The sequence below is a fragment of the Kitasatospora sp. NPDC053057 genome, from assembly GCF_044546945.1.
GTDB lineage: Bacteria > Actinomycetota > Actinomycetes > Streptomycetales > Streptomycetaceae > Kitasatospora.
Genome location: NZ_JBITZP010000024.1, coordinates 87713 through 107298 on the forward strand (window position 1 = coordinate 87713; position 19586 = coordinate 107298).

Consider the following 19586-nt stretch of genomic DNA (forward strand, 5'->3'; position numbering starts at 1 on the left):
GTGACATGCCCCGTCGACGCCCTCGCGAACAGTGCGTACGCACCGTGTGGCCGTTTTGTGATCCTCAAGTTCCGCTCAGATCGGCTGACGGGGCACCGTCAGCGCTCCTAAGGTCGCCCCACCGGGGGCTGCGGCTCCGCCGGTCGCGGCTCCCGGATTCGCACCACCTTTGCCACCCAAGGGAGTTGGGACTCCCAGGTAGGCACGAAACGACCCAATTCGGCACAGTAGGGAGCAGGCGCGATGACCGAGAGCCCGGTCGAGGACTCCACCCCCGCAGCCACCGCCCCACTGGTCGTGCTGAGCAAGGTCAACAAGCACTACGGCGCGCTGCACGTACTGCAGGACATCAACCTGGAGATCAACCAGGGCGAGGTGGTCGTGCTGATCGGCCCGTCCGGGTCGGGCAAGTCCACGCTCTGCCGGACGATCAACCGGCTGGAGACGATCGACTCCGGCACGATCACCCTGTCCGGCCGCCCGCTGCCCGCCGAGGGCCGGGAGCTGGCCAAGCTGCGCGCCGAGGTCGGCATGGTGTTCCAGGGCTTCAACCTGTTCGCGCACAAGACCGTGCTGGAGAACGTGGTCCTGGCCCAGGTCAAGGTCCGCAAGGTGCTCCGTTCGCACGCCGTGAAGACCGCCCGCGAACTGCTCGACCGGGTCGGCGTCGGGGCGCAGGCGGACAAGTACCCGGCCCAGCTCTCCGGCGGCCAGCAGCAGCGCGTGGCGATCGCCCGGGCGCTGGCGATGAAGCCGAAGGTGATGCTCTTCGACGAGCCGACCTCCGCGCTCGACCCGGAGATGGTCAACGAGGTGCTGGAGGTCATGCGCCAGCTGGCCGCCGACGGCATGACGATGGTCGTCGTCACCCACGAGATGGGCTTCGCCCGCTCCGCCGCCAACCGGGTGCTGTTCATGGCCGACGGGAAGATCGTCGAGCAGAACACCCCGGACGCGTTCTTCACCGCGCCGCGCTCCGACCGCGCCAAGGACTTCCTCTCGAAGATCCTGCACCACTGAGGCTTCGAGACCACGCGGGGCCGCCACCGGCAACGGCGCCGGCGGCCCTGCCCGTGCACGACTTCCAGACGCCAGAGCCCGGTCGAGACCGTGGCCCAGCCCCAGGAGTACAACCCTCATGAGGACTTCCCGCACCCTCGCCGTGGCGCTCTGTGCCGTCGCGCTCACCGCCACCGCCGCCTGCGGCAAGGACGGCACCCCCGCCTCCAACGCGGCGAGCGCGAGCAACGCCCCGGCGCTGCCGACCTACACGGTCAAGACCGACGTCAAGGTCGACTCCCCGGCCATCGCCGAGGCCAAGAAGCGCGGCCAGCTGATCATCGGCGCCAAGGCCGACCAGCCGAACCTCGGCTGGGAGGACGTCGCCAGCGGCGACCGCAGCGGCTTCGACATCGAGATCGCCAAGATGGTCGCCGCCGACCTGGGCTTCACCCCGCAGCAGATCAAGTGGCAGACCCTGGTCTCCTCGCAGCGCGAGCCCGCCATCGCCAAGGGCCAGATCGACTTCTACGTCGGCACCTACAGCATCAACGACGAGCGCAAGAAGACGGTCTCCTTCGCCGGCCCGTACTACATCGCCGGCCAGGACTTCCTGGTGAAGAGCGACAACACCTCGATCACCGGCCCGGACAGCATCGGCGGCAAGAACATCTGCACCGCCACCGGCTCGACGTCGATCCAGAACATCAAGCAGTACAACCCGAAGATCACCCAGTTCGACACCTACTCGGCCTGCGTCGAGAAGCTGATGTCGGGCGAGGTCGACGCGGTCACCACCGACGACGCGATCCTCAAGGGCTACGCCTCCAAGTACGCCCCCAAGCTCAAGGTGGTCGGCAAGCCGTTCACCAAGGAGAACTACGGCGTCGGCCTGAACAAGGACGACAAGGCGCTGCGCGACGCGATCAGCGACGCCCTCAAGGCGCACGAGGACAACGGCGACTGGAAGAAGGCCTACGACGCGACCCTGGGCGCGTCCGGCTCGGCCGCTCCGGCGATCCCGACCCTCGACCGCTACTGATCCACCCCCGCTTCCCGACCATCTGTGAGAGGAGGGCCGCCGGATGGGGTTCCTGTTCGAGCAGGACAACTTCGCGTTGTTCCGCGACGGCTTCCTGCAGACGATCGAGCTGAGCGCGCTCAGCGCCCTGCTCGCCCTGCTGCTGGGCACCCTGCTGGCGGCCTTCCGGGTCTCCCCGGTGCCGGTCCTGCGCGCCTTCGGCACGACCTGGGTGACGCTGTTCCGCAACACCCCGCTGACCCTGCTGTTCTTCGCCGTCACCTTCGGCCTGCCGCCGCTCGGCGTGCACTTCAGCCACCTCACCTTCGCGGTGCTGGCGCTCGGCGGGTACACCGCCTCGTTCGTCTGCGAGGTGATCCGCTCCGGCATCAACACCGTGCCGCTCGGCCAGGCGGAGGCGGCCCGCAGCCTCGGCATGAACTTCTTCCAGACCCTCACCCTGGTGATCCTGCCGCAGGCCTCCCGGACCGTGCTGGGCCCGATGAGCAGCGTGTTCATCGCGCTGCCGAGGAACTCGGCGATCGCCGGCGCGTTCAGCGTCGGCGAGCTGTACAGCGCCCAGCAGACCTTCTCCGAGCGCGGCTACTCGATCTTCTCGATCTTCTTCTGGGTGGCCTGCGCCTACCTGCTGATCAGCGCGACGGTCGCCTCCTTCTTCCGCTTCCTGGAATCCCGACTGGCGGTGGTCCGATGAGTATTTTCCAGCGCCAGGGCTCGGCGAGCGTCCTCTACGACATCCCCGGCCCCCGGACCCGCGCCCGCTACCGCCTGTTCGGCGTCCTCTCGCTGCTCGGCATCGCGGGGCTCCTCTGGTACGCCGTCAGCGCGCTCGCCGACAACGGCCAGTTCGACGCCGACCTGTGGGACCCGTTCCAGTACAACTTCGTCCAGCAGATGATCGTGGACGGCCTGCTGGCCACCCTGAAGGCCTTCGGCCTGGCGGCCGCCTTCTCGCTCACCCTGGGCGCGCTGCTGGCCTCCGGGACGCTCTCCGACCACAAGCCGGTCCGCTGGGTCTGCACCGCGATCGTCCAGTTCTTCCGGGCGATGCCGCTGCTGATCCTGATCGTCGCGCTCTACTACGCGTTCTTCGCCAAGGACCCGATGTGGGCGCTGGTGCTCGGCCTCACCCTCTACAACGGCTCGGTCCAGGCCGAGATCATCCGCAGCGGCGTCAACGCCGTCCCGCGCGGCCAGGGCGAGGCGGCGTACGCCCTCGGGCTGCGCAAGACCCAGGTGATGTCCACCATCCTGGTGCCGCAGGCCGTCCGCTCGATGCTGCCGTCGATGATCGGCCAGCTGGTCGTCACCCTCAAGGACACCTCGCTCGGCTACATCATCACGTACAACGAGCTGCTGTTCATGGGCAAGAAGATCGCCAGCCAGCCGATGAACGCCGCGGGCTTCCCCTACATCCCCGTGGTGCTGGTGATCGCGCCGATCTACATCATCCTGTGCCTGCTGCTGACCGCGCTCGCGCGGTGGATCGAGGCACGCGGCCGTCGCGGCGCGAACCGGCGCACTTCAGCTGCTGCTTGACGGACACGCAGGTGAACTGTTGCATTGCTCTTCGTGACACCTCCCGGGAGCATCCACGCGGCATATGCGGCAGCGGTAACTGACGCCGGCCCATGGGCCGGTTCGTGCCCGGAGGTCCCCGCATGGACCCGGTGATCGTGGTCGGGGCCGGACCGGTCGGTCTGGCCCTGGCCCTCGCGCTGGCCCGGCACGAGGTGCCGACCGTCGTCCTGGACGAGGGCTCCGGGCTCTGCCCGGAGGGCCCCCGCAGCGTCGTCCTCGGCGCCGACGCCACCGCCTTCCTGACCCGGATCGGCTACTCCCGGGCCGCCTCCGACTCGGCGCTGTGGGACTCCTTCGCCATCTGGCGGCGCCGCCAGGAGGTGCTGCGGATCGACCTCACCGACTCGCCCACCTTCCACCTCCCCCAGCACCGCCTCCAGCGCGGCCTGCGCGACGCCCTGACCGGCACCCCGCTGGTCCGGCTGGTCCCGCTGAACCGGGTCGTCGAGCTCGAACAGGACCGCGACGGCGTCAGCGTCCGCACCCACGGCACCCAGGACGGCTCCGCCACCTGGTGGCGCGGCAGCCACCTGGTCGGCTGCGACGGCGCCCGCTCCACCGTCCGCAAGCTGCTGAAGATCCGCTTTCCCGGCCGCCCGGCCGTCGACCGCAACGCCATCGCCACCGTCCGGGTCGACCTGCCCTTCGACGGCGCCCGGCTGCACCGCGAACCCCCGTGGCGCGGCGACCGCGAGGCCACCGCCCGCCCGCTGCCGGACGGCGTCTGGCGGCTCGACTGGCGACTGCCCCCCGGCCGGCCCGCCCCCACCGAACAGGTCGACCCGCACGCCACCTGGCCCGGCATCGTCACCGGCGACACCCTGCTCACCCGGGTCACCTCCACCCTCACCGGCTGGTGCGGCGAACTCCCCCGCTACGAGCTGCTCGCCGCCGCCGACCACACCGCCCAGCAGCGCCTCGCCGCCCGCTTCCGCAGCGGCCGCTGCTTCCTGGCCGGCGACGCCGCCCACCTGCACGGCGCACTCGGCATGCAGAACCTCGCCGACGGGCTGCGCGACGCCGACAACCTCGCCTGGCGGCTGGCCCTCGCCTGGCACCTCCACTCCGGCGGCCCCCAGCCCGGCGGCTCCCTGCTGGACGGCTACGAGGCCGAGCGGCGCGGCGCGGTCGGCGCCCGACTGCGCGCCGTCGACCAGTCCATGCCGCTGCTGCGCCCGCTGCGCGGCTGGCAGCAGACCCGGCGCTCGTTGCTGGTCGGTGGCTTCCGCAAGCACGCCCCGCTGCTCGCCGACGGCCAGCTGGGCACCGGGCGCTTCGGCGGCGCACCCGCCTACCCGGCGGCGCCCTCCGGAGTCCCCGGCCGGGTGCCGGTGCAGCGCGGCGCGCGCGGCGCCACCTCGCTCAGCGAGCTGCTGCCCGCCACCGCCCCCGGCGTGCTCGTCCCGGACCTGCCGGTGCTCGCCGCCGACGGCACCCCGGACCACCTGCACGCCCGGCTCGGCGCCACCTTCCTGCTGCTGCTGGTCGCCCCCGGCACCGCGGTCTGGTCGGCCGAGCACTGGCTCGGCGCCGGGCTGATGCCCCGGCTGGCCGAGGTCGCCGCCGCGCTGCCGGTACCGGCCGAGGTGCTCGTCACCGAGGAGTACCCGGGCGCCGGACCGCACACCGTGCTGCTGATCCGGCCGGACGGCCATCTGGTCGGCGTCACCCAGGGCGCCGCCGCCGAGGACCTCCTGGCACTCGCCGACCGCGCCCGCGGCGGCCCGCCCCCGATCGCCGCCCCGCCCGAGCCGGAGCCCGAACCCCAGCCCGCCCACGAGCCCCAGCAGGTGGACTCGGCGAGTTAGCCGGCGACCGCCGCGGCCCGGCTCTCCCGGACCACCGTCACCCGGATCCGGCCCGACCACCCAGGCTCGGATCAAAAAAACGTGCCGGACCTCCGCTACTCCCACCCGGGCCCGGGCGGCTCACCGGCGGCCTCCTCCTCCAGCGCGCCGCGCACCACCCGGAAGGCCAGCCCCTCGGAGTAGCCGCGCCGGGCCAGCATCCCGACCAGCCGCCGGGTGCGGACCTGCGGGTCCAGCCCCCGCGTGGACCGCAGCTTGCGCTCGACCAGTGCCCGGGCCGCGTCCGTCTCGTCGTCGTGGTCGAGCTGGGCGACGGCCTGCTCGACCAGGTCGGCGGCCACACCCTTGGTGCGCAGCTCCTGGGCCAGCGCCCGCCGGGACAGGCCCCGGACGGCGTGCCGGGACTCCACCCAGGCCGCGGCGAAGGCGGCGTCGTCGATCAGTCCGACCTCTTCCAGCCGGGTGAGCACCTCCTCGGCGACGTCCTCCGGGATCTCCCGCTTGCGCAGGGCGTCGGCGAGTTGCTTGCGGGACTTGGCCGCACCGGTGAGCAGCCGCAGGCAGATGTCCCGGGCGCGGCCCTCCGGGTCGGCCTCTTCCTCGGCCCGCTTGCGGCAGGCGCGGGTGGTGCCCTCCCCCTCGCCCGGCAGTCCCTCGGCGGGCAATCCCTCGCCCGGCAGTCCCTCGCCGGAGCGCGCGCTCCGGCGGCCGCGGCGCGGTCGGGCGGGCGAGGCGGCCACACCCCCGTGACCGGCCGCCTCGACCCCACCCGGATCCCGCTCCGCGGGCGTGCCGCCGACCGCGGCCTCCGACTCCTCGGCCAGCGCCGAGCGACGCCGACGGCGGCCGGCGGGCAGCTCGGAGGCGGAGACCAGGCCGAGTGCCTCGACCGGGGTCTCCGTCGGCTGCTCCCGGTCAAGAGCCGGTCCGGGCGCCGCGCCGCGCGCCCGCGGCCCGCCCGCCGACGGTCGCGGCTCCGGCTCCGGCTCCTCCGCGACCGCGGCGAACCAGTCCGGCGGCCCGTAGTCGTCGTCCTCGGGGCCCGCCGGGCCGCCGCCCACCGTGTCGTACTGCGTCAACGGCTCAGGCCTTGGCAGCCGCCGTCTTCTTCGCTGCGGCCGTCTTGGCGGCGGTCGCGGTGATCGGCTTCGCGGCTCCGTCGGCCGCGGCGGCCTCCGGCGCGGCCTCGGCCGGCTCCTCGGTCTTCGGGCCGATGCCGAGCTTGCCCTTGATCTTCCGCTCGATCTCGTCGGCGAGCTGCGGGTTGTCCCGCAGGAAGTTGCGGGCGTTCTCCTTGCCCTGGCCGAGCTGGTCGCCCTCGTAGGTGTACCAGGCGCCGGACTTGCGGATGAATCCGTGCTCGACGCCCATGTCGATCAGGCCGCCCTCGCGGCTGATGCCGATGCCGTAGAGGATGTCGAACTCGGCCTGCTTGAACGGCGCGGCGACCTTGTTCTTGACGACCTTGACGCGGGTGCGGTTGCCGACCGCCTCGGTGCCGTCCTTCAGGGTCTCGATCCGGCGGATGTCCAGCCGGACCGAAGCGTAGAACTTCAGCGCCCGGCCACCGGTCGTGGTCTCCGGCGAGCCGAACATCACACCGATCTTCTCGCGCAGCTGGTTGATGAAGATGGCGGTGGTGTTCGACTGGTTCAGCGCACCGGCGATCTTGCGCAGCGCCTGGCTCATCAGGCGGGCCTGCAGACCGACGTGCGAGTCACCCATCTCGCCCTCGATCTCGGCGCGCGGGACGAGTGCCGCGACCGAGTCGATGATCACCAGGTCGATCGCGCCGGAGCGGATCAGCATGTCGGTGATCTCCAGGGCCTGCTCACCGGTGTCCGGCTGGCTGACCAGCAGGGCGTCGGTGTCCACGCCGAGCTTCTTGGCGTACTCGGGGTCGAGCGCGTGCTCCGCGTCGACGAAGGCGACCGTGCCGCCGGCCCGCTGGGCGTTGGCGGCCAGGTGCAGGGTCAGAGTGGTCTTACCGGAGGACTCGGGGCCGTAGATCTCGATCACTCGGCCGCGCGGGATGCCGCCGACCCCGAGGGCGACGTCCAGGGCGGTCGACCCGGTGGAGATCACCTCGACCGGCTCGTTCGCCTTCTCGCCGAGGCGCATCACCGAGCCCTTGCCGAACTGCCGCTCGATCTGGGCGAGCGCGGTCTCCAGGGCCTTCTCGCGGTCCGTACCTGCCATGGCTTTTTCCCTCGGGTTCTGTGCTGTGCGCTTCATCGTCATCGACGCTAGCGCGTCCCACTGACAAACGAGCCCCACCCGGCTCGGCCTGTGGAAAACTCCTCGCCGGAGCGTACAAAAGAACATGCGTTCGATTCAAGCCTCGCAGGTCCGAACACGCCGCGGGGCGGGCCGGCCGGGTCACTCCCCGCCGCCCGCCCCGCACCGTCCGTCACTCCCCGTCGCCGCCGACCATCCGGCGCAGCCGCCGCGCCGCCTCCCGGCGCAGCTCCCGACGGGCCCGCCGCTGCTCGCCCCGGTCGATCCGCGGATCGGTGGCCACCTCGTACCGCCGCACGTACGTCCCGACGAAGCCCTGCAGGGTCGCCGCCGCCGGGATCGCGATCAGCGCGCCCACCGCCCCCAGCAGCGCCGCCCCCGCGATCACCGCGCCGAAGGCCACCGCCGGGTGCACGTCCACCGTCCTGGCGGTGATCCTCGGGTGCAGCACGTAGTTCTCGATCTGCTGGTAGACCACCGTGAAGACGAGCACCCACAACGCGTCCACCGGCTCCACGGTGAGGGCGACCAGCACCGGCAGCGCACCCGCCAGGTACGTCCCGATGGTCGGCACGAACTGCGACATGACGCCGACCCAGATCGCCAGCGCGGCCGAGTACGGCAGGTCGATCAGCGCGAACATCACCCAGTGCCCGGCCGCCGACACCACCGCCAGCACCGCCCGGGAGTAGAGGTAGCCGCCCGTCTTGGCCAGCGCGATCTCCCAGGCCCGCAGCACCTCCCCCTGCTTGTCGGGCGGCAGCAGCGAGCACACCGTCCGCCGGACCCGCGGGCCCTCGGCGGTGAAGTAGAAGGTGAACAGCCCCACCGTGAAGGTCTGGAACAGCCCGCCGATCAGGGTCGAGGAGACGCCCCAGACGTTGTCCGCGGCCTGCTGGGCGTACCCCTCGATCGTCCCGGAGTCCTTCAGCAGCCGCTTCTGCAACTCACCCAGCGAGAGGTCCTGGTGGAACGTGTGGTTGACCCAGCCGATCAGGTTGTCGACCAGGTGCGGCATGTCCCCGGCGATCTTCGCCACCTGGTCCACCAACAGCGTGCCGAGCGCCGCGAGGAAGCCCACCACCGCCACCCCGACCGCCACGAACACCAGGAAGGTCCCGACCCCCCGGCGCACCCCCCGCGCCGCCATCCGGTCCACGGGCGGCTCCAGCGCCAACGACAGGAAGAACGCCACCAACAGCATCACGAACAGGTCGATCAGCTGACGGAACGCCCAGTCCGCGAGCTGGAACAGCCCGACCAGCACGAGGAACAACACCATCGCCCGCGGCAACCAGGGCGGCATCCCGCCCCACAACACCCCGCCACGCCCCGCCCGTTCCCCCTCGGCGCCGTGCACCGCCTCGCCGAGGCGCTCCTGCTCTCCACTCGTAGTCACCCGGACAGTCTGTCCCACCGCCCCCGCGTCAGCCGCTCAGCGCAGCAGCGCCGAAACCCCCTGGGTCTCACAGACCACCCGCCAGACGTCCTTGGCCTCCCACCCCGCGTCCAACGCCTGCCGCACCGTCCGCCCGCCCAACTCACTCATCACGTGGTCGGACGCGAACGACTCCGCGTACCCCTCCCCGAAGTGCGCGTACATCCGTTGCCAGAACTCCGTCAGCCTCATGCCCCCAGTATCCCGGAGCCACCCCCACCCCCACGGGCCAGCGGGCCACCACCGCCACCCCGCTACCGAGGCACCACCAACAACCCCGCCCCGAAATACCGCCGGTCCCCGCACCCCCGTGCCCCCACCGGACACCCCGCCGCCGCCGTGCTCGCCAGCAGGTCCGCGAGCTGCGCCGACCCGAAGTCCGGATGCAGCGCCGCCGCGACCGCCACCGCCCCCGTCACGTGCGCCGCCGCCATCGAGGTGCCCGCCAGCGCCGCGTACTGCCCACCCGGCCAGTCCGAGACGATCGCCCCCTGCGCCCCGCCGTCCGGGTCCCCGCCCGGGGCGGCCAGCGAGATCCGGCCGCGCCCGTAGTTGGTGTAGGAGGACGGCAGCCCGTCCCGGTTGACGGCCGTGACGGTGAGGACGCCGGGCAGCTCGCCGGGAAGGCGGACGCACTCGGTGCCCAGGTAGCGGGTGCGGGCCGGTCCGGAGACCCGGTCGTTGGGGCTGCGCTCGTCGGTCCGGGCCGCGCCGAGGTCCTGCCCGTCGTTGCCGGCCGAGGCGACCACCACCGAGCCCTTGCGCCGGGCGTACGCGACGGCCCGGCCGACGGCCGCGATCAGCGCCGCCTGGTCCCGGTCCTCGGGGCAGTTGTACTTCCACGGGTCGGCGAAGTAGCTGTCGTTGATCGCCCTGGCCCCGTGGTCGGCCGCCCAGAGCATGCCGCAGACGATGTTCTCCGCGTAGTACTGCCCCAGCGGCCCGAGCAGCCGGACGGCCGCGATCCGCACCCCGGGAGCGACCCCGGTGACGCCCTGCCCGTCCCGGGCCGCGCCGATGATCCCGGCGACGTGGGTGCCGTGCCCGCTCTCGTCCGCGCCGGAGTCGGGCCGCCAGGAGCCGTTGCGGGCATCCGGCCGCCCGTCGGCGCAGGAGGCCGAGGCCTTCGGGTCGACGGCCGCCCGCAGGTCCGGGTGGGTGTCGTCCACGCCCGAGTCCAGTACCGCGACCAGCACCTTGCGCAGCGTCTCCGCCCCCGGCACCCCGCCGACACCGTCCCCCGTCGGCCCCGCTCCCGCGTGGACCATCGCGAGGTTCCAGGCCCCGCCCTCCCCCGGGTCCGGCACCGTCCCCGCCCCGTCCTCCCGCCCGTCCCCACCCGCACCCCGCGCCACCCCCGCCGCGAAGTCCCCCGCCCCGTCCACCGCCCGCGGCGGCCCCACCACCGGCGCCGTCCGGGTCGCCCCGACCGCGGCGATCCCCGGCCTGCTCCGCACCCGCTCCGCGAAGCCGCCGGTGGCGTACGCCAGCACCGCCCCGATCTGCGGGTACTCCTGCACCACCTGTCCGCCCGACGCCCGGCTCTCCTTCCCGGCCCTGGCGGCCCCCGCGGCGTCCTCCCGCTCGGCCAGCACCAGGTAGCTGAGGTAGGCCCGCCCCGGCCCCGACACGTACGGCACGGCGCCGCCGGCCACCAGGGCGGTGAGCAGCATCGCGAGCAGCGCCCGGGCGGGCCCGCACACTCTGCGGCGGCGGACCGCCCGGACGGGACCGCCGGACTGGTGCGTCTGCGCCATCCCACGCTCTCCGCTCGTCGGTCCGGTGAGGTCACGGCCAAAGCAGGGCAGCCGGCAAGCCGGGCAGCCGCAGCCACGAAGTGATCACATGCCCGATTCCTCACCATATGAGCGGATCATCGTTCCCGCCCCCGCAGCTACACCCTCCTCGCGCCCCGCCCCCGCTTGTCAGTCCCACCCGGCACCATGGGGGCATGGCGCCCCAGCACCCGACCCCGCCCGCCGACGCCCCCCGGCCCGACGACCCGCTGGCCGGCTTCGCCCCGGCCACCCGGGCGTGGTTCACCGGTGCCTTCTCCGCCCCCACCACCGCCCAGGCCGAGGCCTGGCGCGCCATCCGGCGGGAGACCGACGTCCTGGTGGTCGCCCCCACCGGCTCCGGCAAGACGCTCGCCGCCTTCCTCTCCGCACTCGACCGGCTCAGCAGCACCCCGCCCCCGGCCGAGACGAAGCGCCGCTGCCGGGTGCTCTACGTCTCCCCGCTCAAGGCCCTCGCGGTGGACGTCGAACGGAACCTGCGCGCCCCGCTGACCGGCCTGCGCCAGGCCGCCGTCCGGCTCGGCCTGCCCGAGCCCGAGGTCCAGGTCGCCATCCGCTCCGGCGACACCCCGGCCGCCGACCGCCGCCGCTTCGCGACCCACCCGCCGGACATCCTGATCACCACCCCCGAGTCGCTCTTCCTGCTGCTCACCTCCGCCTCCCGGGAGGCGCTCCGGGGCATCGACACGGTGATCCTGGACGAGGTCCACGCCGTCGCCGGCACCAAGCGCGGCGCCCACCTCGCGCTCAGCCTGGAGCGGCTGGACGAACTGCTGGACCGCCCGGCCCGCCGGATCGGCCTGTCCGCGACGGTGCGCCCGGTCGAGGAGGTGGCCCGCTTCCTCAGCCCCCAGCGCGGCGCCGCCGTCGTCCAGCCCGCCTCCGCCAAGGAGTTCGACCTCTCGGTGGTCGTCCCGGTCCCCGACCTTGACGACCTGCCCGCCGCCCCGGCCACCGGCGGCGCCGCCGGCTCCGACCCGCAGCGCCAGGCCTCGATCTGGCCGCACGTCGAGGAGCGGATCGTCGACCTGGTCGAGGCGCACCGCTCGACCATCGTCTTCGCCAACTCCCGCCGCCTGGCCGAGCGCCTGTGCAACCGGCTGAACGAGATCGCGTACGAGCGCGCCACCGGCACCGCCGCCCCCGAGGCGCACGCCCCGGCCCAGCTGATGGGCGGCTCGGGCGCCGCCAGGGGCGTGCCCGCGGTGATCGCCCGGGCCCACCACGGCTCCGTCTCCAAGGAGCAACGCTCCCTCGTCGAGGAGGAGTTGAAGGCCGGCCGGCTGCCCGCCGTGGTCGCCACCTCCAGCCTGGAGCTCGGCATCGACATGGGCGCCGTGGAACTCGTCGTCCAGGTCGAGTCCCCGCCCTCGGTCGCCTCCGGCCTGCAGCGGGTCGGCCGGGCCGGCCACCAGGTCGGCGCCGTCTCCACCGGCGTGTTCTTCCCCAAGTACCGGGGGGACCTGGTGCAGTCCGCCGTGGTCACCGAGCGGATGCGGGCGGGGCGGATCGAGGCGCTGCGCATCCCGCGCAACCCGCTGGACGTGCTGGCCCAGCAGCTGGTCGCGATGACGGCACTGGACGCCTGGCCGGTGGACGAACTGCTCACCGTGGTCCGCCGCGCCGCGCCCTTCGCCACCCTCCCGCAGTCCGCCTTCGACGCCGTGCTCGACATGCTGGCCGGCCGCTACCCCTCGGACGCCTTCGCCGAGTTGCGCCCCCGGGTGGTCTGGGACCGGGTGGCCGGCACGGTGACCGGCCGCCCCGGCGCCCAGCGCCTGGCCGTCACCTCCGGCGGCACCATCCCCGACCGAGGCCTGTTCGGCGTCTTCATCGCCGGTACGACTGCGTCCGATTCAAAGACGGGGAAAAAGGGCGGCGGCAGGGTCGGCGAACTCGACGAGGAGATGGTCTACGAATCCCGCGTCGGCGACGTGTTCACCCTCGGCACCACCTCCTGGCGGATCGAGGAGATCACCCACGACAAGGTGCTGGTCACCCCCGCCCCCGGTGTCCCCGGCCGGCTCCCGTTCTGGAAGGGCGACACCCTCGGCCGCCCGCTCGAACTCGGCCGCGCCCTCGGCGCGTTCACCCGCGAGCTGGGCACCCTCCGGCCCGAGGCCGCCACCGAGCGCCTCAAGCAGGCCGGCCTGGACGACTGGGCCGCCGCCAACCTGCTGGACTACCTCGCCGAACAGCGGGCCGCCTGCGGCCACCTCCCCGACGACCGCACCATCGTGGTCGAACGCTTCCGGGACGAACTCGGCGACTGGCGGATCGTCATCCACTCCCCGTTCGGCGCCCAGGTGCACGCCCCCTGGGCGCTCGCCCTCGGCGCCCGGCTGCGCGAGAAGCACGGCCTGGACCCGCAGGTCATGCACGCCGACGACGGCATCGTGCTCCGCCTGCCCGACGCCGACCTGCTCGCCCCCGACTTCGACTTCAGCAGCCCGTCGGAGCCCGCCGGTCCGGCCCCGGACGAGGCCCCGGTCGGCGCCGACGCCGCCCTGTTCGACTCCACCGAGATCGAGCAGCTGGTCACCGAACAGGTCGGCGGCTCCGCCCTGTTCGCCTCCCGCTTCCGCGAGTGCGCCGGCCGAGCCCTGCTGCTCCCCCGCCGCAACCCCGGCCGCCGCACCCCGCTCTGGCAGCAGCGCCAGCGCGCCGCCCAACTGCTCGAAGTCGCCTCCGAGTACGGCTCGTTCCCGATCGTCCTGGAGGCCGTCCGGGAGTGCCTGCAGGACGTCTTCGACGTCCCCGGCCTGGTCGAGCTGATGGGGGACCTCGAATCCCGCGCCGTCCGCCTGGTCGAGGTCACCACCCCCGAACCCTCGCCCTTCGCCCGCTCACTGCTCTTCGGCTACGTCGCCCAGTTCCTCTACGAGGGCGACTCCCCGCTCGCCGAACGCCGGGCCGCCGCCCTCTCGCTCGACTCCCGACTGCTGTCCGAGCTCCTCGGCCAGGCCGAGCTGAGCGAGCTGCTCGACCCGCAGGTGCTCGCCGAGTTGGAGGCCGAGCTCCAACGCCTCACCCCCGAGCGCCGGATCAAGGACGCCGAGGGCGTCGCCGACGCGCTGCGCCTGCTCGGCCCGCTCACCGAGACCGAGTTGACCGTCCGCGGCGCCGAGCCGCTCTGGGCCCTGGAACTGGAGGCCGCCCGCCGGGTGATCCAGGTCCGGATCGCCGGCGAGCAGCGCTGGGCCGCGATCGAGGACGCCGGACGGCTGCGCGACGCGCTCGGCACCCCGCTGCCGGTCGGCGTCCCCGAGGCCTTCACCGAGCCGGTCAAGGACCCGCTGGGCGACCTGCTGGCCCGGCACGCCCGCACCCACGGCCCGTTCACCGCCACCGAGGCCGGCGCCCGCTACGGCCTGGGCACCGCCGTCGTCACCGGCACCCTGCAGCGGCTCACCTCGGCCGGCCGCCTGGTCCAGGGCCAGTTCAGGCCGGCCGAGAGCCACACCACCGCCCACGAGTGGTGCGACGCCGAGGTGCTGCGCCGGCTGCGCCGCCGCTCGCTGGCCGCCCTGCGCCAGGAGGTCGAGCCCGTCCCGCCGCGCGCCCTGGCCGCCTTCCTGCCGCAGTGGCAGCACCTGGCCGGGCACCGGCTGCGCGGCCCGGACGGCCTGCTCCGGGTGGTCGAACAGCTCCAGGGCACCGCCCTGCCCGCCTCCGCCCTGGAGAAGCTGATCCTCCCGGCCCGGCTCAGCGACTACTCCCCCGGCCTGCTGGACGAGCTGATGGCGGCCGGCGAGATCGGCTGGTGCGGCGCGGGCGCACTGCCCGGCAAGGACGGCTGGCTCAGCCTGCACCTGGCCGAGAACGCCCACCTGCTGCGCCCCGAGCCGGTGCCGCCCGCGCTCACCCCGCTGCACAGCGCCCTGCTGCAGTCCCTGGCGGGCGGCTACGGCCTGTTCTTCCGCCAGCTCGTCCAGCAGCTGCCCGAGGAGACGGCCGAGCCGGAGGTGGTCGAGGCCCTCTGGGACCTGGTCTGGGCCGGGTACGTCACCAACGACACCCTGGCCCCGCTGCGCGCCCTGCTCGGCTCCGGCCGCACGGCCGGCGCCACCGCCCACCGCGCGCCCCGGGCCGTCCCGCGCGGCCGCTACGGCGGCGCGGGCCGCGCCTTCGGCCGGGCCGGCGGCGCGCTGCGCGGCGGCCCGCCGACGGTGGCCGGGCGCTGGTCGCTGCTGCCCTCCCTCGCCGCCGACCCGACGGTCCGGGCCACCGCCCAGGCGCAGAGCCTGCTGGACCGGCACGGTCTGCTCACCCGCGGCACGGTGGCGGCCGAACGGGTGCCCGGCGGCTTCGCCGGGGTCTACCGGGTGCTCGCCGCGATGGAGGAGCGCGGCCGGGCCCGCCGGGGCTACTTCGTCGAGGGCCTGGGCGGCGCCCAGTTCGCCATGGAGGGCGCGGCCGACCGGCTGCGCTCGGTCAGCGGCCGGCTGGAGCGGGCCCGCGCCACCGAGTGGCCGGCCGCGCCGGCCGCCGAGCCGCCGCAGCTGCTGGTGCTGGCCGCCGCCGATCCGGCGAACGCCTACGGCGCCGCGCTGCCCTGGCCGGAGCCGCCCGCCGCCCCGGGGGCCAAGGAGGCCAAGGCGCACCGCCCGGGCCGCAAGGCCGGCGCCCTGGTGGTGCTGGTGGACGGCGAGCTGGCGCTGTACGTCGAGCGGGGCGGCAAGTCCCTGCTGGCGTGGCCGGAGGACGGGGCCGCCGTCGCGCTGGCCGCCGGAGCACTCGCCGGGGCGGTCCGCGCGGGCGCGCTCGGCAGCGTCACGGTCGAGCGGGCCAACGGCGAGCCCGCCCTCGGTTCCGACCTCGGCCGCGCCCTGGAGGAGGCGGGCTTCCACGCCACGCCCCGCGGGCTGCGGCTGCGCCCGTAACAGGGCCCGAAGGCTGCGGAAAAGCCCGGAGGCCGCGGAGTCAACGACCCCGCAGCCTCCGGCCACGTCGATTCACCCGATCGGCGGCGATGGTGCCTCCACCCGGCTCACGGCTTCCTCGCGCCGACGGCGGCGTCGCACCGGTCCGGTCGCGTTCCGGTCGGCATGGACCGGGATGAGACCGAGCCCCCAGCCACCGGCCACCAGCAGCCCCAGCACCGCGCCGTCGGCCAGCTGCCCCCGGACGGCCATGAGCCACCAGGCGAGCCCGGCCGCGAGGACCACCAGGACCAAGCGAACCGGCCACGGCACCGCCCGTCGCACCCGCAGCCGTATTCGGGCCACCGTGCGCACCGTCGCGATTCTCCGCACGACCGCCCTCCTCCGCTCGCCCCGGGCATCGGAAACCCGGGAGTCGAGGCCGGATCAGGCAGCGACCACGTCCATCGCGGCGGCCTTGGGCGACATGTTCGCCCGGTCGGCGCCGGGGGCGGGCAGCGGAACCGGTTCGAGTACCGGCCTCAGCAGATCACCTTCGGAGAGGGTGGCCATCGCCGCAAGTTCGGCGAGCGACAGTTCGTCGCTGACCTCGCGCATGACCTCGGACATCCGGACGTCGAGTGCGTCGCAGATGGCGGAGAGCAGCTCCGAAGAGGCCTCCTTCTGTCCCCGCTCGACCTCGGAGAGGTACCCGAGCGAAACCCTGGCGGCCGCCGACACCTCGCGGAGTGTGCGGCCCTGGCGCTGGCGCTGCCGACGCAGTACATCGCCCAGTAGGCGACGGAGCAGGATCATCGGTGCCTCCCTCCTCGGACTGCGGATCGAGATGTCACGCCCCCACCGTACCGCCTTGCCCGCTTCGCGTGCGGGGACCCTGGTCGTGTTCACTCTGGGCTGCAAGGCCGTCCCCCTCCCTGTTCCGGTGTCGCACCCGGGTTCGCGGGCCCCTCGTGGTACCCGATCTGGCCCACCCGGCCACCGTCACGCAACTCGTTCGCCACCTGGTTTCTGCCCCACCAGGCCGTTGGATGTAACACGATCCTCCAGCTGTGCCATACCCGTGCGCCGGTTCGGCAGATCTCGGTTCCGTGGAGATCCGTCCGCCGACCGTCATCGAGCGAGCCGGCCGGCGAGCAGTTCCAGTGCGGCGGTCACCGCGTCGTGACGGATTGTGGCACGAGCGCCCGACAGCAGGGGCGAACTGACCAGAGTTCCCCCCGGGCCGGCGACCGCCAGGTGTACGGTGCCCACCGGCCGCCCGTCCTGCGGGTCCGGACCGGCCACCCCGGTCGTCGCGAGCCCGTACGTGGCCCCCAGCAGCGCGCGCACGCCCTCGGCCATCTGACGGGCCACCACCGGGTGGACCGGACCGTACACGTCCAACAGGCCCTCGTCCACCCCCAGCACCGAGGCCTTCAGCTCGGTCGCGTACGCGGTGACCGAGCCGCGGAAGGTCGCGGAGGCCCCTGGGACGTCCACCAGCGCGGCCGCCAGCAGCCCGCCGGTGAGCGACTCGGCGACGGCCAGTGTGCCGCCCTCGGCCCGCAGGGCGGCGTGCACCCGCTCGGCCAGCTCGTGGTCCGTCACCGAAGCTCCCCCGTTCCTACCGGTCCGCGTGCTCCGCGGCCGTGCCCTCGCGGCGCAGTCGCAGCGCCTGCCCGACGTAGTCCAGCGCGGTGCCGACGGTCAGCAGCACCGCCAGGCCCATCAGGACCGCCCGCCCGGTGGCCAGCCACCCGTGCAGGTCCAGCACGTACATGCCGACCGCGATGCCCTGGGTCAGCGTCTTGAGCTTGCCGCCGCGGCTGGCCGGGATGACCCCGAAGCGGATCACCCAGAAGCGCATCAGGGTGATGCCGAGTTCGCGGGCCAGGATCACCGCGGTGACCCACCAGGGCAGGTCGCCGAGCACCGAGAGGCCGATCAGCGCCGCGCCCATGATGGCCTTGTCGGCGATCGGATCGGCGATCTTGCCGAAGTCGGTGACCAGGCCCTTGCGGCGGGCGAGCTCGCCGTCGAACAGGTCGGTGATCATCGCGATGGCGAAGGAGGCCCAGGCGACCGAGCGCCACTTGGGGTCGTGCCCGCCGTCGGCGAACAGCAGCGCCACGAAGACCGGCACCAGCAGCAGCCGGACCATGGTCAGCACGTTGGCGATGTTCCAGATACCCGGCGCCGGCGGGGCGGCCGCTGGTCTGCCCGGGTGGGCCGCGGCCGGGGCGCCGGGCCCCTTGGTCATGCCCCGGCTCCCGGAGCCTCGGCCCCCGCGGTCCTGGGCGGCCGCACCTGGTCCAGCGCCTCGGCGATCAGGTCGACGCCCTCGCTGGCCACCACGGTGGCCCGCCAGAACTGTCCGACCTGCGGGTCCTCGACGCCGTGCAGGGTGGTCAGGCCGTCGGTCTCCGGGGCCTGGTGGGCGGAGCGGCCCTCGACCACGCCGTCCTCGATCGACTCGATCAGCACCTCGACCTCGGTGCCGATCCGCTGCTCGGCCCGCTGGGCGGTCATCTCCTCGGCGAGCCGGCTCAGCCGGTCCAGCCGGTCGGCGACGACGTCCTCGGGCAGCTTGCCGTCGTAGGTCGCGGCCTCGGTGCCGTCCTCGTCGGAGTAGCCGAAGACGCCGATCGCGTCCAGCCCGGCGTGGGTGACGAAGCGCTCCAGCTCGGCGAAGTCCTCCTCGGTCTCACCGGGGAAGCCGACGATGAAGTTGGACCGGGCGCCGGCCTGCGGGGCCTTGTCCCGGATGGTCCCCAGCAGCTCCAGGAACTGGTCGGTGGAGCCGAAGCGGCGCATCCGGCGCAGCACGGCGGGGGCCGAGTGCTGGAAGGACAGGTCGAAGTAGGGCACCACGTCGGCGGTCCCGGTCATCGCGTCGATCAGGCCGGGGCGCATCTCGGCCGGCTGCAGGTAGGAGACCCGCACCCGCTCGACGCCCTCGATCGCGGAGATCTCGCCGAGCAGCGTCTCCAGCAGCCGGATGTCGCCGAGGTCCTTGCCGTAGGAGGTGTTGTTCTCGCTGACCAGGACGATCTCGCGGACGCCCTGTCCGGCCAGCCACTGGGCCTCGTTCAGCACGTCGGAGGGGCGGCGGGAGATGAAGGAGCCGCGGAAGGCCGGGATGGCGCAGAAGGAGCAGCGCCGGTCGCAGCCGGAGGCGAGCTTGACCGAGGCGACCGGGCTGTCGTCCAGCCGCTTGCGCAGGGTGCGCGGGCCGGAGGCCGGGGCGAGGCCCTCGGGCAGGTCGGTGATCGGCTCGGCGGCGGCCTCGGCGCCGTGGCCGGGCAGCGCGACGGCCTCGGCGGCGGACTGCCGCTCGGCCGGGCTGATCGGCAGCAGCTTGCGGCGGTCGCGCGGGATGTGCGGGGCGTGGTGGCCGCCGGAGAGGATGGTCTGCAGGCGGTCGGAGATGTCCGCGTAGTCGTCGAAGCCGAGCACCCCGTCGGCCTCGGGCAGCGCGTCGGCGAGTTCCTTGCCGTACCGCTCGGCCATGCAGCCGACCGCGACGACGGCCTGGGTGCGGCCGTGTCCCTTGAGGTCGTTGGCCTCGAGCAGGGCGTCGACGGAGTCCTTCTTGGCGGCTTCGACGAAGCCGCAGGTGTTGACGACGGCGACATCGGCCTCGGCGGCATCGTCGACGAGCAACCAGCCGTCGGCTTCCAGTCGCCCGGCGAGTTCCTCGGAGTCCACCTCGTTGCGGGCGCATCCGAGCGTGACAAGGGCGACAGTGCGGCGTTCAGGCATAGGGCCAAGATTAACGCGCGGCCTCCGGTGCCGTTCGCCCCGGAGGCCGCGCGCCACGGA

The 19586-nt window shown here is 73.6% G+C and carries 16 protein-coding genes; 6 read left to right on the forward strand and 10 right to left on the reverse strand.

Annotation, left to right across the window (positions count from 1 at the left end):
• The first annotated feature begins 243 nt into the window (after positions 1-243).
• The 5 genes from ACIG5E_RS24630 (at position 244) to ACIG5E_RS24650 (ending at position 5430) form a co-directional block, all read left to right on the forward strand.
• Positions 244-1020, forward strand: a complete 777-nt coding sequence (locus tag ACIG5E_RS24630; protein ID WP_396536674.1) for an amino acid ABC transporter ATP-binding protein — start codon at positions 244-246, stop codon at positions 1018-1020.
• Between the two features lie 118 nt (positions 1021-1138).
• Positions 1139-2041, forward strand: a complete 903-nt coding sequence (locus tag ACIG5E_RS24635) for a glutamate ABC transporter substrate-binding protein (protein ID WP_396536676.1) — start codon at positions 1139-1141, stop codon at positions 2039-2041.
• A 43-nt stretch (positions 2042-2084) separates the two neighbouring features.
• Complete coding sequence (locus tag ACIG5E_RS24640; protein WP_396536678.1) at positions 2085-2735, forward strand: amino acid ABC transporter permease; 651 nt, start codon at positions 2085-2087, stop codon at positions 2733-2735.
• A complete protein-coding gene (locus ACIG5E_RS24645) occupies positions 2732-3580 on the forward strand; it encodes an amino acid ABC transporter permease (RefSeq protein ID WP_396536680.1) in 849 nt (282 codons plus the stop codon). Before ACIG5E_RS24640 ends, ACIG5E_RS24645 begins: the two co-directional genes overlap by 4 nt.
• A 122-nt stretch (positions 3581-3702) precedes the next feature.
• Positions 3703-5430 carry an FAD-dependent monooxygenase gene (locus ACIG5E_RS24650; protein ID WP_396536682.1) on the forward strand — a complete coding sequence of 576 codons (1728 nt, stop codon included), beginning with the start codon at positions 3703-3705 and terminating at the stop codon, positions 5428-5430.
• A gap of 95 nt (positions 5431-5525) precedes the next feature.
• Here ACIG5E_RS24650 and recX read toward each other — a convergent pair whose 3' ends face one another.
• From recX to ACIG5E_RS24675, 5 genes are all read right to left on the reverse strand, one after another.
• Complete coding sequence (recX, locus tag ACIG5E_RS24655) at positions 5526-6509, reverse strand: recombination regulator RecX (RefSeq protein ID WP_396536684.1); 984 nt, start codon at positions 6507-6509, stop codon at positions 5526-5528.
• A 4-nt stretch (positions 6510-6513) separates the two neighbouring features.
• A complete protein-coding gene (gene recA / locus ACIG5E_RS24660) occupies positions 6514-7629 on the reverse strand; it encodes a recombinase RecA (RefSeq protein WP_396536686.1) in 1116 nt (371 codons plus the stop codon).
• Positions 7630-7840: 211 nt separating this feature from the next.
• Positions 7841-9067 carry an AI-2E family transporter gene (locus tag ACIG5E_RS24665; protein WP_396536688.1) on the reverse strand — a complete coding sequence of 409 codons (1227 nt, stop codon included), beginning with the start codon at positions 9065-9067 and terminating at the stop codon, positions 7841-7843.
• 36 nt (positions 9068-9103) lie between these two features.
• Complete coding sequence (locus tag ACIG5E_RS24670; protein WP_396536690.1) at positions 9104-9298, reverse strand: DUF3046 domain-containing protein; 195 nt, start codon at positions 9296-9298, stop codon at positions 9104-9106.
• A 62-nt stretch (positions 9299-9360) separates the two neighbouring features.
• A complete protein-coding gene (locus ACIG5E_RS24675; protein WP_396536692.1) occupies positions 9361-10863 on the reverse strand; it encodes a S8 family peptidase in 1503 nt (500 codons plus the stop codon).
• A gap of 194 nt (positions 10864-11057) precedes the next feature.
• Between ACIG5E_RS24675 and ACIG5E_RS24680 the strand changes: the two genes are divergently transcribed.
• Complete coding sequence (locus ACIG5E_RS24680; RefSeq protein ID WP_396536694.1) at positions 11058-15785, forward strand: ATP-dependent helicase; 4728 nt, start codon at positions 11058-11060, stop codon at positions 15783-15785.
• 72 nt (positions 15786-15857) lie between these two features.
• Here the strand turns inward: ACIG5E_RS24680 and ACIG5E_RS24685 are convergent, their stop codons facing one another.
• The 5 genes from ACIG5E_RS24685 to rimO form a co-directional block, all read right to left on the reverse strand.
• Positions 15858-16157 carry a hypothetical protein gene (locus ACIG5E_RS24685; protein WP_396536696.1) on the reverse strand — a complete coding sequence of 100 codons (300 nt, stop codon included), beginning with the start codon at positions 16155-16157 and terminating at the stop codon, positions 15858-15860.
• Positions 16158-16211: 54 nt separating this feature from the next.
• Positions 16212-16580: a helix-turn-helix domain-containing protein gene (locus ACIG5E_RS24690; protein WP_030290911.1), complete on the reverse strand. Its 369-nt coding sequence runs from the start codon at positions 16578-16580 to the stop codon at positions 16212-16214.
• A 315-nt stretch (positions 16581-16895) separates the two neighbouring features.
• Entirely contained in the window at positions 16896-17372 is a 477-nt protein-coding gene (locus tag ACIG5E_RS24695) for a CinA family protein (RefSeq protein ID WP_396536698.1), read from the reverse strand.
• A 16-nt stretch (positions 17373-17388) separates the two neighbouring features.
• The gene (gene pgsA / locus ACIG5E_RS24700; RefSeq protein WP_396536700.1) at positions 17389-18024 is read right to left on the reverse strand and encodes a CDP-diacylglycerol--glycerol-3-phosphate 3-phosphatidyltransferase; all 636 of its coding nucleotides are present in this window, start codon (positions 18022-18024) and stop codon (positions 17389-17391) included.
• The gene (rimO, locus tag ACIG5E_RS24705; RefSeq protein WP_396536702.1) at positions 18021-19526 is read right to left on the reverse strand and encodes a 30S ribosomal protein S12 methylthiotransferase RimO; all 1506 of its coding nucleotides are present in this window, start codon (positions 19524-19526) and stop codon (positions 18021-18023) included. The genes pgsA and rimO overlap by 4 nt, the downstream gene beginning before the upstream one ends.
• Positions 19527-19586: the final 60 nt, after the last annotated feature.